Annotated in this window: 11 protein-coding genes; 4 read left to right on the plus strand and 7 right to left on the minus strand. The window is 71.6% G+C overall.

What is annotated here, in order from left to right; all coding sequences use genetic code 11:
• Positions 1-122: 122 nt before the first annotated feature.
• Positions 123-1,082, minus strand: a complete 960-nt coding sequence (locus EHS43_RS19815; RefSeq protein ID WP_125192104.1) for a GlxA family transcriptional regulator — start codon at positions 1,080-1,082, stop codon at positions 123-125.
• A gap of 113 nt (positions 1,083-1,195) precedes the next feature.
• On the opposite strand from EHS43_RS19815, the gene EHS43_RS19820 reads away from it, so the two are divergent.
• The 3 genes from EHS43_RS19820 (at position 1,196) to EHS43_RS19825 (ending at position 4,744) form a co-directional block, all read left to right on the plus strand.
• On the plus strand, positions 1,196-2,065 hold the full coding sequence (locus tag EHS43_RS19820; protein WP_185806313.1) for a hypothetical protein: 870 nt from the start codon (positions 1,196-1,198) through the stop codon (positions 2,063-2,065).
• 89 nt (positions 2,066-2,154) lie between these two features.
• Positions 2,155-2,286, plus strand: a complete 132-nt coding sequence (locus EHS43_RS47870) for an LPFR motif small protein (RefSeq protein ID WP_252100555.1) — start codon at positions 2,155-2,157, stop codon at positions 2,284-2,286.
• Between the two features lie 94 nt (positions 2,287-2,380).
• Complete coding sequence (locus EHS43_RS19825; RefSeq protein ID WP_125192106.1) at positions 2,381-4,744, plus strand: Tex family protein; 2,364 nt, start codon at positions 2,381-2,383, stop codon at positions 4,742-4,744.
• A gap of 57 nt (positions 4,745-4,801) precedes the next feature.
• Here EHS43_RS19825 and abc-f read toward each other — a convergent pair whose 3' ends face one another.
• The 5 genes from abc-f to EHS43_RS19850 form a co-directional block, all read right to left on the minus strand.
• Complete coding sequence (gene abc-f / locus EHS43_RS19830; RefSeq protein ID WP_125192107.1) at positions 4,802-6,445, minus strand: ribosomal protection-like ABC-F family protein; 1,644 nt, start codon at positions 6,443-6,445, stop codon at positions 4,802-4,804.
• A gap of 49 nt (positions 6,446-6,494) precedes the next feature.
• On the minus strand, positions 6,495-7,523 hold the full coding sequence (locus tag EHS43_RS19835; protein WP_125192108.1) for an oxidoreductase: 1,029 nt from the start codon (positions 7,521-7,523) through the stop codon (positions 6,495-6,497).
• Positions 7,524-7,736: 213 nt separating this feature from the next.
• Positions 7,737-9,437, minus strand: coding sequence for a BCCT family transporter (locus EHS43_RS19840; RefSeq protein WP_125192109.1), 1,701 nt, complete (start codon positions 9,435-9,437; stop codon positions 7,737-7,739).
• Between the two features lie 88 nt (positions 9,438-9,525).
• A complete protein-coding gene (locus EHS43_RS19845; protein ID WP_125192110.1) occupies positions 9,526-10,764 on the minus strand; it encodes a M14 family metallocarboxypeptidase in 1,239 nt (412 codons plus the stop codon).
• Positions 10,761-12,728, minus strand: coding sequence for a Xaa-Pro dipeptidyl-peptidase (locus EHS43_RS19850; RefSeq protein WP_125192111.1), 1,968 nt, complete (start codon positions 12,726-12,728; stop codon positions 10,761-10,763). The genes EHS43_RS19845 and EHS43_RS19850 overlap by 4 nt, the downstream gene beginning before the upstream one ends.
• A 161-nt stretch (positions 12,729-12,889) precedes the next feature.
• Here EHS43_RS19850 and EHS43_RS19855 point away from each other — a divergent pair, with 161 nt between their 5' ends.
• Complete coding sequence (locus EHS43_RS19855) at positions 12,890-14,383, plus strand: M1 family metallopeptidase (protein WP_185806314.1); 1,494 nt, start codon at positions 12,890-12,892, stop codon at positions 14,381-14,383.
• Positions 14,384-14,416: 33 nt separating this feature from the next.
• Here EHS43_RS19855 and EHS43_RS19860 read toward each other — a convergent pair.
• The coding region (locus EHS43_RS19860; RefSeq protein WP_260470620.1) for a PfkB family carbohydrate kinase at positions 14,417-14,954 on the minus strand (538 nt) is incomplete at its 5' end.

Here is a 14,954-nt window from a genome sequence, read left to right on the forward strand (position 1 = left end):
TGATCGGCCAGCTCTACCACTGCCTGCAGACCCGGCAGCACTTCGACGAACAGCATGCCTTCACCTCCTCCTCGGCGGATCTGGCCGTAGCGGCTTGACTTCTTAGGCACGTGAGATGTCTTTCAGCGGGCCGGAGTCGGGTGGAAGCGGCGGCGGTACTCGGAGGGAGCCGTGCCGAGGGCTTTGACGAAGGCGCGGCGCATGGCCTCCGGGGTGCCGTAGCCGCTGGCGCGGGAGATCTCCTCGACGCCGTCGGAGGTGTCCTCCAGGAGGCGGCGGGCGTGTTCGAGCCGGACCCGGTCGACGTACCGGCCCGGTGTCATGCCGGTCTCGGCCTGGAAGGCACGGGCGAAGTGACGGGGCGAGAGGCGGGCCCGCGAGGCGAGGGCCTCGACGCTCAGGTCGTCGGCCGGATGCTCGGTGATCCACAGCTGGACCTCGCGCAACGGCTCACGCTGCGCGGTCTGGGCGGCGAGCTGGGCGCTGAACTGGGCCTGGTTGCCGGGCCTGCGCAGGAAGACGACCAGGTGGCGGGCGATGGCGAGGGCGGCGTCGCGGCCCAGGTCCTCCTCGACCAGGGCGAGCGCGAGGTCGATGCCCGAGGTGACGCCGGCGGACGTCGACACCGGTCCGTCGCGCACATAGATCGGGTCGGGGTCCACCTCGACGGCCGGGTGGTCGCGGGCGAGCTTGTCGCAGTACGCCCAGTGCGTGGTGACCCGGCGGCCGTCCAGGAGCCCCGCCTCGGCGAGCCGGATGGCGCCGGTGCACACCGAGACCAGGCGTGCGGCCCGGGGGCCGTGCTCGCGCAGCCACGCGGTGAGGAGCGCGTCGGGGTGCCGGGTGCCCTGGCCGCCGGGCACGAGGAGGGTGTGCGGGGCGCCGGCCCGTGCGAGGGCTTCGTCCGGTACGACGGTCAGGCCGCTGGAGGTGCGCACGGGAGCGCCGTCCAGCGAGGCCGTACGGATGCGGTAGGTGCCCGGGGTGTGCTGCTCGGCCCCGGTGAAGACCTCCAGGGGGCCGGTGACGTCGAGGCTCTGCACGCCGTCGAAGAGGACGAAGAGAACGGTTCGCTGGGCCATGTCCCCGATTCTTGGGCCGGGGCCCGAGGGCCGCAATGACGAGTTCCCCACCTTTCCTGCCATGCGGGGCCTGCCCGTAGAGGGGATACCAAGCGGTCGGTAACCTGCACGACATGACTACTGCCGCCCTGGAACCGCGCGCCGGCCGACGCTGTCAGAACCAGCTGAACTCCCTGCACGCCACGCACTACTTCTCCCCCGACCTGGGCAAGGAGCTGGCCGCGATCGGCGTGACGCACCCGAGGGCCGTCAACTTCGCGGTGCGGGCCGCCGCGCTGGGGCCGGTCGGCCCGGGGGCGGTGACGGCCGCGTTCTACAACTACAAGCACGACCTGGTGGCCGAGCACGTGCCCGCCGTATGGCGGACCGCCACGCCCGAACAGGTCCTCGCCGCACGCACGCGTGCCGTCGACACGACCCTGCGCCGCCTGCTCGGCGAGGACGCCGTGACGTCGGACGGGATGGCCGAGGCCGCGCGGCTCGCGCTGCGGGCCGCTCAGGGCTGTTCGCGCGCCGCCCGCCCGCTGTACTCGGCGCACGCCGACCTGCCGGTGCCCGAGGAGCCGCATCTGGCGTTCTGGCACGCCGCGACGCTGCTGCGCGAGCACCGGGGCGACGGACACCTGGCCGCACTCATGTCGGCGGAGCTGGACGGCCTGGAGGCGCTGGTGACCCACACCGCGACGGGCCGGGGCATGACGCCGTCCTGGGTGTTCACCACGCGCGGGTGGAGCCGTCAGGAGTGGGACGCGGCCGTCGGACGGCTGCGCGGGCGCGGCCTGCTGGACAGTGAGGGTGAACTGACCGAGCGGGGCGCCGCCCTGCGGGAGGAGATCGAGGCGGAGACGGACCGGCTCGACCGGGCCCCGTACGAACACCTCGGGGCCGAGGGCGTCGGACGGCTCACGGAACTGGCGGGCGGATTCGCTCGGGCCGCCCTGGCGGCGGGCGCCTTCCCCGCGGACCTGATCGGCAAGGGCTGATCTCCCGGCATCACGAAGATTGCCGGGCCGCTTGGGAGGTACCCGTTCCTCTCCCGGTCGTCGTGGCCGGGAGAGGAAAGGGGATTCACATGTTCCGCGCGATCGCAGACGTCCTGCGCCAGATCGGTGGCGCCATCGCCACCGTGGTGACGCTGCCCTTCCGGGCATTGGCCCGGCTCTTCGGCGGTGCGTCCGGTTCCACGCGGAGCCGCAGGGCCTGAGGACCACGCCCCGATGACCGCGCCCTGATCCCCGACTGTCGGTGCCGCCTGCCACAATTGCCGCGCAACCTCAGTGAGAAGGCGGTACGGGATCGTGACGACACCCGGGTCCAGCGGGTCCACCAGCGCAGGGTCGATCGAAGGCAGGATCGCCGAGGAACTCGGCGTACGGGAGCGGCAGGTGAAGGCTGCCGTGGAACTGCTCGACGGCGGTTCCACGGTTCCCTTCATCGCCCGCTACCGCAAGGAAGCGACCGAGATGCTCGACGACGCGCAGCTGCGCACGCTCGAGGAGCGGTTGCGCTATCTGCGGGAGCTGGAGGAGCGGCGGACCGCGATCCTCGACTCGGTGCGCGAGCAGGGCAAGCTGACCGAGGAGCTGCAGGCGCGGATCATGGGCGCCGAGACCAAGGCGCGTCTGGAGGACATTTATCTGCCCTTCAAGCCGAAGCGCCGCACCAAGGCGCAGATCGCCCGCGAGGCCGGCCTGGAGCCGCTCGCCGAGGGCCTGCTCGGGGACCCGGGTGTCGCGCCGCTCGCCGCGGCCGCCGCGTTCGTCGACACCGACAAGGGCGTACCCGACGCGCAGGCCGCACTGGACGGCGCCCGCGCGATCCTCACCGAGCGCTTCTCGGAGGACGCCGACCTGATCGGCGAGCTCCGCGAGCGCATGTGGGTGCGCGGGCGGCTGGCCGCGAAGGTGCGGGAGGGCAAGGAGGAGGCGGGCGCCAAGTTCGCCGACTACTTCGACTTCGCCGAGCCCTTCACCAACCTGCCCTCGCACCGGATCCTGGCCATGCTGCGCGGCGAGAAGGAGGAGGTCCTCGACCTCGTCCTGGAGCCGGAGGAGCCCACCGAGGGACCCTCGTCCTACGAGGGCATCGTGGCCCACCGTTTCGGCATCGCCGACCGGGGCCGTCCCGGCGACAAGTGGCTGAAGGACACCGTCCGCTGGGCCTGGCGGACCCGCATCCTCGTGCACCTCGGCATCGACCTCAGGCTGCGTCTGCGGACGGCCGCCGAGGACGAGGCGGTCAACGTGTTCGCGGCCAACCTCCGCGACCTGCTGCTCGCCGCCCCGGCCGGCACGCGCGCGACGCTCGGCCTGGACCCCGGCTTCCGTACGGGCGTGAAGGTCGCCGTGGTCGACGCGACCGGCAAGGTGGTCGCCACCGACGTCATCCACCCGCACGTCCCGGCCAACCGGTGGGACGAGGCGATCGCGAAGCTGGCCCGGCTGGCCAAGGAGCACGCGGTCGAACTCATCGCGATCGGCAACGGCACGGCGTCCCGCGAGACCGACAAGCTCGCCGGGGAACTGATCACCAGGCACCCGGAGCTGAAGCTCACCAAGGTGATGGTGTCCGAGGCGGGCGCCTCGGTGTACTCGGCCTCGGCGTTCGCCTCGCAGGAGCTGCCGGACATGGACGTGTCGCTGCGCGGCGCGGTCTCCATCGCGCGCCGGCTCCAGGACCCGCTGGCCGAGCTGGTGAAGATCGACCCGAAGTCGATCGGCGTCGGGCAGTACCAGCACGACCTGTCCGAGGTGAAGCTGTCGCGTTCGCTGGACGCGGTGGTGGAGGACTGTGTGAACGGCGTGGGGGTCGACGTGAACACGGCGTCCGCCCCGCTGCTGGCCCGGGTCTCCGGGATCACGTCGGGCCTGGCCGAGAACATCGTGTCGCACCGGGACGCGAACGGCCCCTTCACGTCCCGCACCGAGCTGAAGAAGGTGGCCCGGCTGGGCCCCAAGGCCTACGAGCAGTGCGCGGGCTTCCTGCGGATCCGCGGCGGCGACGACCCGCTGGACTCCTCCAGCGTCCACCCCGAGGCGTACCCGGTGGTCCGCCGGATGGTGAAGACCGCGGGGCAGGAGGTCGCGTCCCTCATCGGGAACACCGGCGTGCTGCGGTCGCTGAGGCCGCAGGACTTCGTCGACGAGACCTTCGGTCTGCCCACCGTGACCGACATCCTCAAGGAGCTGGAGAAGCCCGGGCGCGACCCTCGGCCGGCCTTCAAGACGGCCACCTTCAAGGAGGGCGTGGAGAAGATCTCCGACCTGGTCGCCGGGATGGTGCTGGAGGGGGTCGTGACGAACGTGGCGGCGTTCGGGGCCTTCATCGACGTCGGCGTCCACCAGGACGGGCTGGCGCATGTCTCCGCGCTGTCGAAGACGTACGTCAAGGATCCGCGGGACGTGGTGAAGCCCGGGGACATCGTCAAGGTGAAGGTGCTCGAGGTCGACATCCCGCGCAAGCGGATCTCGTTGACGCTGCGGCTGGACGACGAGGCGGCGGCCAGGACCTCCGGTGGGGAGCGGCGACCTCAGCAGCGGGGCGGACGTCCGCCTCAGCAGCGGCAGCAACCTCGTCAGCAGGCGCCTGCTCCGGGCAACAGCGCGATGGCTGACGCCCTGCGCAAGGCGGGGCTGCTCGATCCGAAGAACGGCAGGCGCTAGTACAGGTCGTGGGGAACTGCGGGCTCGTCGTGGCTGGTCGCGCAGTTCCCCGCGCCCCTAACGGGTTTCCGTCACCTTGCCCGATGAGAGCTCCAGGCGGCGGTTCACCCTCACCGCGTCCAGCATTCTGCGGTCGTGGGTGACCAGGAGCAGGGTGCCCTCGTAGGCGTCCAGCGCTGACTCCAGCTGTTCGATCGCCGGGAGGTCCAGGTGGTTCGTCGGCTCGTCCAGGACCAGGAGGTTGACGCCCCTGCCCTGGAGAAGGGCCAGCGCCGCCCGCGTCCGCTCTCCCGGTGACAGCGTCGCCGCCGAGCGGGTGACGTGATCAGACTTCAGGCCGAACTTGGCCAGCAGGGTGCGGACCTCGACCGGTTCCGTGTCGGGGACCGCCGCGCAGAAGGCGTCCAGCAGGGACTCCTCGCCGTGGAACAGCTTGCGGGCCTGGTCGACCTCGCCGATCAGGACGCCGGAGCCGAGGGATGCCTGGCCGGAGGTGAGCGGGACGCGGCCCAGCAGGGCGCCGAGCAGGGTGGACTTTCCGGCGCCGTTGGCTCCCGTGACCGCCACCCGGTCCGCCCAGTCGATCTGGAGGGACACCGGGCCGAGGACGAAGTCGCCCTGGCGCACTTCGGCGTCCCGTAGTGTCGCCACGACCGCGCCCGAGCGGGGGGCCGAGGCGATCTCCATGCGCAGTTCCCACTCCTTGCGCGGCTCGTCGACGACGTCGAGGCGTTCGATCATGCGCTGGGTCTGGCGGGCCTTCGCGGCCTGCTTCTCGCTGGCCTCGCTGCGGAACTTACGGCCGATCTTGTCGTTGTCGTTGCTCGCCTTGCGGCGGGCGTTCTTGACGCCCTTGTCCATCCAGGAGCGCTGCATCTGCGCCCGGTCCTGGAGGGCGGCGCGCTTGTCGGCGTACTCCTCGTAGTCGTCCCGGGCGTGCCTGCGGGCGACCTCGCGCTCCTCCAGGTAGGCCTCGTAGCCGCCGCCGTAGAGGGTGATCTGCTGCTGGGCCAGGTCGAGTTCGAGGACCTTGGTGACCGTGCGGGTGAGGAACTCGCGGTCGTGGCTGACCACCACCGTGCCGGCCCGCAGGCCCTTCACGAACCGCTCCAGGCGCTCCAGGCCGTCCAGGTCGAGGTCGTTGGTGGGCTCGTCGAGGAGGAAGACGTCGTAGCGGGAGAGCAGGAGGGAGGCGAGGCCGGCCCGGGCCGCCTGGCCGCCGGACAGGGAGGTCATCGGCTGGTCCAGGTCGACCGCGAGGCCGAGGGAGTCGGCGACCTCCTCGGCGCGTTCGTCGAGGTCGGCGCCGCCGAGGTCCAGCCAGCGCTCCAGACTGGTGGCGTACGCGTCGTCGGCGCCGGGGGCCTCGTCGACCAGGGCCTGGGTCGCCTCGTCCATCACCCGCTGGGCCTCGGCGACTCCGGTGCGGCGGGCGAGGAAGTCGCGCACGGTCTCGGCGGGGCGCCGCTCGGGCTCCTGCGGCAGGTGCCCGACGGTGGCCGTCGGCGGGGAGAGCCGGAGTTCCCCCTCCTCCGGTGCGAGCAGGCCCGCGAGCATCCTGAGCAGCGTGGACTTGCCCGCGCCGTTGGCCCCGACCAGGCCGATCACATCTCCGGGCGCGACCACGAGGTCGAGCCCGCTGAACAGGGAACGGTCGCCGTGGCCGGCGGCGAGGTTCTTGGCGACGAGGGTGGCAGTCATCAGACCGTCGATCCTAATGGCCGCCCGGGACCGGACGCTCCCGCGTTTCTCAGCGGGCCATCGCCTCCACCAGCACGCTTCCCGAGGTCCGCGCCACCACGAACGACTCCCCCCTGACCGCCTTCGCGTCCAGGGCGATCCGGTGCCTGCCTGCCTCCAGGACGCCGTCGAAGACCTCGTGGGCGTGGGTGCGGTACAGCCGGTCGAGGCGGTACGCCGTCAGGCGCACCCGGCACGGCGAGGTGACCTCGACGCCGGCCTCGCCGTCGGCGGCGACCAGGCGGATCAGCCGGCGCTGTGCGACCGGCCTGCGGTCCAGGGCGTGTTCTATCTGGGCCACGAGGAGCGGGACGATCGGGGCGAGCCCGTCGACGTAGGCCACGTCCACGCCCGCGCGTGCGAAGGAGTGGCGTACGGCGGCGCGTTCCTCCTCGGTGACCGCGCGGCCGAAGGCGACGGCGCCGTAGCCGCGCAGTTCGTCGGCGTGCACGGCTGCCACCTCACGGGTGATGTCGGCGCCGATGCCGATGGCGCGCAGCGCGGCGGCGAGCTTGGCGAGGACGGCGACGCGGGCGCCGATGAGCAGGACGCGGCGGCGCCCGCCCTCCGTCTCGCCTGCGTCCTGGAGCAGGGAGGTGAGCGCCGCGCGGTACTCGGCGCCCCGGAACCGGAACGGCCCGATGCCGTGGTAGCCGTTCAGCCGCAGGTCCACGGACTGTTCGGTCTGCCAGGCGAAGTCGCGCCAGATGACGTCCTCGCCGTCCCGCTCGATGGCGGCGGTGACGGCACCGCAGGCGAGGTCCTCGCACTCGGGGCAGCCGTAGATGACGTGGCGACCGCTCGGAAGCGGGGCGTCCGTCTCGCCCAGGAGGCTGCGGACCTGGGCGGTGAAGATCGCGGGTGGGACGTCGGAGGCGAGGGGGGAGACGGCGTCGAGGTCGGAGAGCTGGAAGAGGAGCGGGCGGCCGTCGACGATGAAGTCCACGAAGTCCCGGTGCACCTGGAAGTCTCCGTTGGCGAGGACTCCACCGGCACGCATCGCCGGTGCCAGGCCGAAAGTCGCGTATGCGGCGGACATGGGGTGAGTATTCCCGGCTTTGGGCCGGTCTGAGCACGGTCTGCGTCATTTCCGCTGCCGTGGGGTGGCGCAATCGCCCGACGCGCGCGGGGAGTTGGCGGTGCGGTTTGACGTCCGCGGCGTACGCGTGCTCGAAGGGGGACCGGTCGGAGAGGGTGTGACCGGGGCCCGGAGGAGGCGGACGGGCTCGCCTCCTCCCGGCGTGGCGCGTGCTCAGCTGTGGTCGTGGCCCAGTGGGTCGCCCTCCGTCTCGGTGCCGGGGCCCGGGCCGATCTGGATGCCGAAGTCGCCGTCGTACTTGCGGTGGCCCTCGATCACGGCGAGTTCGACGGCCTCGGAGCCCATCTCGCCGCGCACGATGAGCGGGTCCCGGCGCAGGTCGCGCATGAGGGCCACGCACATGCCGATCATCACGAGGACGAAGGGCGCGGCGGCCAGGATCGTGAGGTTCTGCAGTCCGGTGAGCGCGTCGCCCTGGCCGCTGCCGACGAGCAGCATGATGGCGGCGACGGCTCCGGTGACCACGCCCCAGAACACGACGACGAACCGGCCGGGTTCGAGGGCGCCCTTCTGGGAGAGCGTGCCCATCACGATGGACGCGGCGTCGGCGCCCGACACGAAGAAGATGCCGACCAGGATCATCACGAGCAGGCTGGTCACGGTGGCCATGGGGAACTCCTGGAGCACGCCGAAGAGTTGGCCCTCGGGGGTGTCCTCGCCGCCGAGCGCGCCGCCCTCCTTCAGCTTCATGGCCGTACCGCCGAAGATCGCGAACCAGACGAGGCTGACGGTGCTGGGCACGAGGATGACGCCGCCGACGAACTGCCGGATGGTGCGGCCGCGGCTGATGCGGGCGATGAACATGCCGACGAAGGGCGTCCAGGAGATCCACCAGGCCCAGTAGAAGACGGTCCAGCTGCCGAGCCAGTCCGCCACACCCTTGCCGCCGCTGGCCTCGGTGCGTCCGGCGAGCTGGGGCAGGTCGCCGAAGTAGGAGAAGAGCGAGGTGGGCAGCAGGTCGAGCACGATGATCGTGGGGCCCGCGACGAACACGAACACGGCGAGGATCACGGCGAGCACCATGTTGGTGTTGGACAGCCACTGGATGCCCCGCTCGATGCCGGAGACGGCCGAGAGCACGAAGGCCAGGGTCAGCACGGCGATGATCGTGACGAGCAGGCCGGTGCTGACGTCGTCCATCCAGTCGAGCTCCTGGAAACCGGAGCCGATCTGGAGGGCGCCGAGGCCGAGGGAGGCCGCGGAGCCGAAGACCGTGGCGATGATGGCGAGGACGTCGATCACCCGGCCGACGGTGCCGTTGGCGTGCTTCTCCCCGATGAGCGGGGTGAAGACGGCGCTGATGGTCTGGCGTCGGCGCTTGCGGAAGGTGCTGTAGGCGATGCCGAGTCCGACCACCGCGTAGATCGCCCAGGGGTGCAGCGTCCAGTGGAAGAGGGTGGTGGCCATCGCCGTCTCCATGCGTTCACCGGAGTTGGCGGGGCTGGTGCCCGGGGGCGGGGTCGTGTAGTGCGAGAGCGGCTCGCTGACGCCGTAGAACATCAGGCCGATGCCCATGCCGGCGCTGAACATCATCGCGACCCAGGACACCGTCCGGAACTCGGGCTCCTCGCCCTCGGCGCCCAGGTGGATGCGGCCGTAGCGGCTCATGGCGAGCCACAGGGCGAACACCACGAAGCACGAGGCGGCCAGCATGAAGGCCCAGCCGCCGTTGTGGATCAGCCCGGTGAGCAGGGTGGTGGAGACGTTCTCCAGGGAGTCCGTCGCCGCCCAGCCCCAGATCACGAAGGCCAGGGTGATGACGGCGGTGACGCCGAACACCACCCGGTCCGTCTCGTGGCCGAGAATGCTCAGGGAGCGTTCCCGGCCACCTCTCTTCTTCAGGTCTTCGGTCATCTGCGGCACCTTCCCCTGGGGCGGTGGGTACGCCGGTTTTCACACATTTCCCCAGGACCTACCACAGGTACCGCAGATCTCGACCGATTCAGCAGCCGGTGTCGGGCTCCCCGGCCGTCAGGTGGTACGGCGCGCGGGCGTCGAGCAGCAGCGGGACGAGGGCGCGCAGGGGCTGGCGCAGCGGGACCCAGGTGCCCTCGGTCCGCACTCCGTGCAGGGCGAGTTCGTCCCGCACCTGCGCGTACTGGGCCTCGGTGAGCCGGTAGCCGCAGGGCGGGTCCTGGATCACCTCGGCGGGCTCGGGCGGGTCGTTGTCGGCGCCGCCGAGGAAGACGGGGCCGGTCGAGGGCTGGTGGCGGGCCTCGGCGGTGGCTTTCTCGATCCGGTCGCGGCGCTTCTCGGTGAACCCGAACAGGCCCTTCAGGGCGGCCAGTTGGGAGTGCACCCGACGGCGGTTGTTGCTCGCCGGGTCCGGGTCCGCGAGCGGCTCGACCCTGCTCTCGATCAGCAGGCCGATCGCGTGCTTGACGCCGGACATGTTGCGCAGGATGCGTTCCTGGCCGTCCCCGGCGACCTGCCTGACCGGGTCGCCGGTGACCGGGTCGGTCCAGATGCCGTACGTCCCGGTGGTGTACCCGGCTTCCTCGGCGGCCGGTCGTACGTACGCCCGGGACAGCGTCTCGGCCTCGTCGTGGACGGCCTCGTCGGTGTTGAGGTTGCGCGGCCAGAGGTCGAAGAGGTCCTTGTCGTAGTACCGCGGTGTGGCGGAGTACTCGTGCAGGTCGTAGATCACGTCGGGCTGCCGGTCCCGGACGACCTTCGCCATGGCGCGGGCCTCGGCGGTGGCCAGGGCGAGGTGGTCGCGGTTGATGTCGACGCCGTCGCTGTTGCCGCGGGTGTCGGCGGCCCGGCCGTCCGGGTTGGCGGTGGGCACGACGAGCACGGTGGTCCGGTCGAGGAAGCGCCGGGTGCGGGCGTCCTTGGCGTACGCCAGGTCGCGCACCTTGCTGAGGCAGGCCTCGCGCCCGGAGGGCTCGTCGCCGTGCTGGCTGCACACGAGGAGGACCTTGTTCGGGGCGTGGCGGGCGCCGACCTGGACGAGTTGGAGGGGGCGGCCCTGTTCCGTCGTACCGATGCGACCGAGAAGGACCCGGTCGCTCGCCCGGTCGACCCGGGTGAGGAAGTCCTGTTCCTCGGACTCGCTCGTCCAGCGGGCGCCCGCCGTCCTCTCGAAGCCGGTGCGGGGCGGGGCCTCGCCGGCCTCGGCCGGTGCCGCGATCAGGGACGCGGCGAGCGCCGCCACGCTCGCGGTGAGCGCTCGGATCATCGTCCCTCCCCCGGGACGCGGTGCGCGGTGTGCGGAGCCCGGACCCCGTCGAGGGCACGCGCCTCGTGGGGTACGGCCGTCCTGGCGCCCTTCGTCGCGTGCGCGAAGGCGGCGGAGCCGCCGACCAGCGGGACGCGGGCCGAGGTGCGGGCCAGGTCGATGGTGAGGGTGGGCCGGGTGGACGGCGGGTCGATGAGGTCCTTGTCGGTGCCCGCGACGATCAGGGCGAGACGGTGGCCCGCAGGGACGACGTGGTCCGTGGCGCCCAGGTCCAGCGTGATGGTGTAGGCCTTGCCCGGGGTGAGCGGGACACCCTTGCCGGGGTCGACGGACGTGCCCAGGTCGGCCCAGCCGCGGCTGACCACCGTGTGGTCCACGGCCGTGGTCCTGGCCTGCGTCTGCTTGAAGCAGGCGCTGTCACCGGCGGTGCTCGCGCCCCAGCAGGTGCGGTCGGTGAGCGTGGTGATGCCCTCGCCCGAGGCCGCGTAGTCGCGGATGGTGTCGGGGCCGAGGTCCACGAGGACCGCGGAGAGATGGGCCGTCGAGGTGGTCGGCGTCGCGGTGACGGTCACCTTCGAGGAGCCGGACAGGCGGAGGTCCCTGCTGAGGGTGCCGGTGGTGAAGCCCGCCTTGTCGGGGGTGGAGGTGTCGATGCGGGCGGCCCAGTCGGTCTCGCTGAGGGCCGGGTCGTCGGTGACGGTCTCGGTGCCCTTGGCCCTGGTCAGGCCGAGGGTGCCCACGCCCGGCCGGGAGCCCTTCGCGGGGCGCAGTGTGACTGCCGACGTACCGCGCGGGGGCCAGGACGTGGAGGTGACCCACTGGTCGGGGTGGCGTTCGATGTCGGCCATGGGCTCGCGGTCGATGCCGTTGTCGTAGCCGAGGAGTTCGTGGTCGAACCAGCGGTGCAGGGTGTCGACCCATTCCGCGCGCCGGAAGTCGAAGGGGTCGACGTGGCCGGTCTGGGAGAGCCAGATCTTGCGCTCGACGCCGTTCTTCGCGAGGGCGTCCCACCACGGGCCGACGTGCTGGAGGCGGACGTTGAGGTCCTGCATGCCGTGGACGAGGAAGACGCTCGCCCTGACCTTCCTCGCGTCCTTCACGTAGTCGCGCTCGGTCCACAGGGGGGTCAGGTCGCCGGTGCGGGGTGCCTGGTCGACGAGCTTGTGCTGGACGGCGGCGCACCTGGCGCGGGCGTCGGGGCTGTCGACGTAGTTCGAGAGCCAGTCGGGGCCGGAGTCGTAGAGCGGGGCGCCCTTGGCGAAGTAGTAGTCGTACCAGGTGGAGATGGCGCTGATCGGGACGATGGTCCGCAGGCCCTTGACACCGGTGGCGGCGACGCCGTTGGCGATGGTGCCGTCCCAGCTCTTGCCGATCATGCCGGTTCTGCCGTTGGTCCAGCCGGCCTTGGTCCGCACCGTGCCCGTGCGGGTCGTGTAGGCGGTGGCCCGGCCGTTGAGCCAGTCGACGACCGCCTTGGCGGACTGGATGTCGGAGCGGCCGCCGACGTCCACGCAGCCGTCGGAGCGGTTGGTGCCGGCGAGGTCGACGCCGACGACGGCGTAGCCGCGGGGCACGAAGTAGTTGTCGTAGAACAGCGGCATCCGCACGATGTCGCCGTTCGCGTCGTACGTCTTCAGCTGGCTCTCGTTGCCGCGGCCGCAGCAGGAGTAGTACGGGCTGGCGTCCATGATGACCGGGACCTTGCGGCCCTTCTGGGCGGCCTCGCGGGGCCGGACGATGTCGACGGCCACGCGGTCGGTCCTCCCGTCCCCGTCGCCGTCGAGCCGGGTGTCCACCCAGACGGCCTCGCGGACGGCGTTCTCGTACGAGTAGACGGGTTGGCTCTCCCTGGGGCCTGCGGCCTGTGCGGTCGCGGGTGCGAGGAAGGTCGCCAGCAGGGCGGCGGTGGCCGCGGCGGCGGTCGCGAGCGGTCTCCAGGTCGTGAAGCGCGTGCGTATCGACATGCGCGGACGGTACTGCGGTCAACTCCCGCACAAAAGAGGGCCCCTTGAGTCCGTGACGGCCGAATGGCGATCGTGTGACAGGGGTGGCCGTGGACACATCCAGCTCACAGATGGTGAATAGGCTGCGAACAGACTTCGGACCCCCACGACTTGGAGTTCTCGTGCACCGCAGACTCATCGCACCGGGCGCACTCGCGGCGGCCTCCCTGATGCTGGCGATCCCGGCGTCGGCGGCGGGCCTCTCCCCCGGCGCTCCGGGTATCGGCGACCCCTACTACCCGGCCTACGGCAACGGCGGATACGACGTCTCCCACTACGACCTGCGGCTGAAGTACCAGCCGGCCACGGACGAACTGGAGGGCACCGCCACCCTCCTGGCGCGCACCACACAGGATCTGTCCCGCTTCGACCTGGACTTTCTGCTCGACGTGAGCGAGGTGCGGGTCAACGGCGCGAAGGCGTCGTTCACCACGTCCGGCGAGCACGAGCTGGTGATCACGCCGAAGTCTCCGCTGGCCGAGGGCACTTCCCTCACGGTGGTGGTCCGCTACCGCGGGGTCCCGTCGTCGAAGCAGGCGTACGGCTTCACGAGCTGGCACCGCACTCCCGACGGCGGGGTCGGGGCCAACGAGCCCGAGGCGGCCTGGTGGTGGTTCCCGAGCAACGACCACCCGCTCGACAAGGCCACCTACGACGTGTCGGTGCTGGTGCCGGACGGCAGCCAGGCGATCTCCAACGGCACGCTCCAGTCCACGAGTTCGCGCCTGGGCTGGACCCGCTTCAACTGGCGCTCCGACAAGCCGCAGGCCACGTATCTCGCGACCCTGGCCGTCGGGAGGTTCGACCTCACGACCGGGACGACCGACGGCGGCATTCCGATCGTCAACGCCTACAGCAAGGACCTCGGCGCCAACTACGGTGCCGCGCGGGCCAGCGTGGAGCGGACGGGGGAGATCGCCGACTGGCTGAGCGGCTATTTCGGGCCGTATCCCTTCGACGCGCTCGGCGGCTATGTGCCGAACACGAACACCGGGTACGCCCTGGAGACCCAGACGCGGCCCTTCTACAGCCCGCGCCAGTTCGCGAACGGCTCCAACGCCTCGGTCGTCGTGCACGAGTTGGCCCACCAGTGGTACGGCGACCTGGTCTCCGTGCACGGCTGGAAGGACATCTGGATCAACGAGGGCTTCGCGCGGTACGCGCAGTGGCTGTGGTCCGAGCACGAGGGCGAGGGGACCGCGCAGGAACTCGCCGACTACGTGTACGCCTCGCATCCGGCCGAGGACCCGTTCTGGACGGTCCGGCCGGGTGACCCCGGGCCGGAGAACCAGTTCGACATCGCCGTCTACGACCGGGGCGCGCTGGCCCTGCAGGCCCTGCGGAACGAGATCGGCGACGAGGCGTTCTTCGCGGTGCTGAAGGGCTGGCCGCAGAAGTACGCCTACGGCAACGCGTCGGTCGCCGACTTCCAGCGGTACGCCGAGGAGGTCTCGGGGCAGCCGCTCGCCGCGCTGTTCGACACGTGGCTGTTCCAGCCGTCGAAGCCGGGGGCGCCCGCCGCGCGGGGTGCGGCGATCGCGCGGACCGCGGAGGCGTCCGTGCAGCCGAGGTCGTGGAAGAGGATCGCGGCGACGAACGGGGTCCACGCCGACTAGGGGATGCGGCGGCCGGCTCGGACGGCGGAACTCTCACCCCGTCCGGGCGCCCTGCTCCTCCTCCTTGAGGAGGGCGGCCACGCGGGTGAGGAGTGCGTCCTCGGTGATCTCGTCGGTCTCGGTCGACGGCACGGTGCAGGCGTGGGCGCCGGCCACCGCGCCGTACAGGGCGCACCGGTGCGGGGGCCGGCCGGTCAGGCGGCCGTAGAGGAAGGCCGCGGCGAAGGCGTCCCCGGCGCCGTTGGAGTCGATCACGGGGCCGGGGGGCGCGACCGGCGGGACGTGGGTCAGCTCGTCGTCGGCGAGGAGGTACGCGCCCTCGGCGCCGGCGGTGGCGACGACCACCTCGGCGCGGCCGCGGGCGGCGATGTCGCGCAGGGTGCCCTCGGGGTCGGTGAGGGCGGCCGCGGACAGGAAGACCACGTCGGCCGCGAGCGCGAACGCCTCGTGGTACGGGTTGTGGCCGTCCCAGTCGTGGAGGTCGGTGGAGAGGGTGACGCCGGTCTCCCGGAGGAGCGGGAGGGCGTGGGCGCACGGGTGGGTGATCGAGACGTGGACATGGCGGGTGGCT

The sequence above is a fragment of the Streptomyces sp. RP5T genome, assembly GCF_003933965.1.
GTDB lineage: Bacteria > Actinomycetota > Actinomycetes > Streptomycetales > Streptomycetaceae > Streptomyces.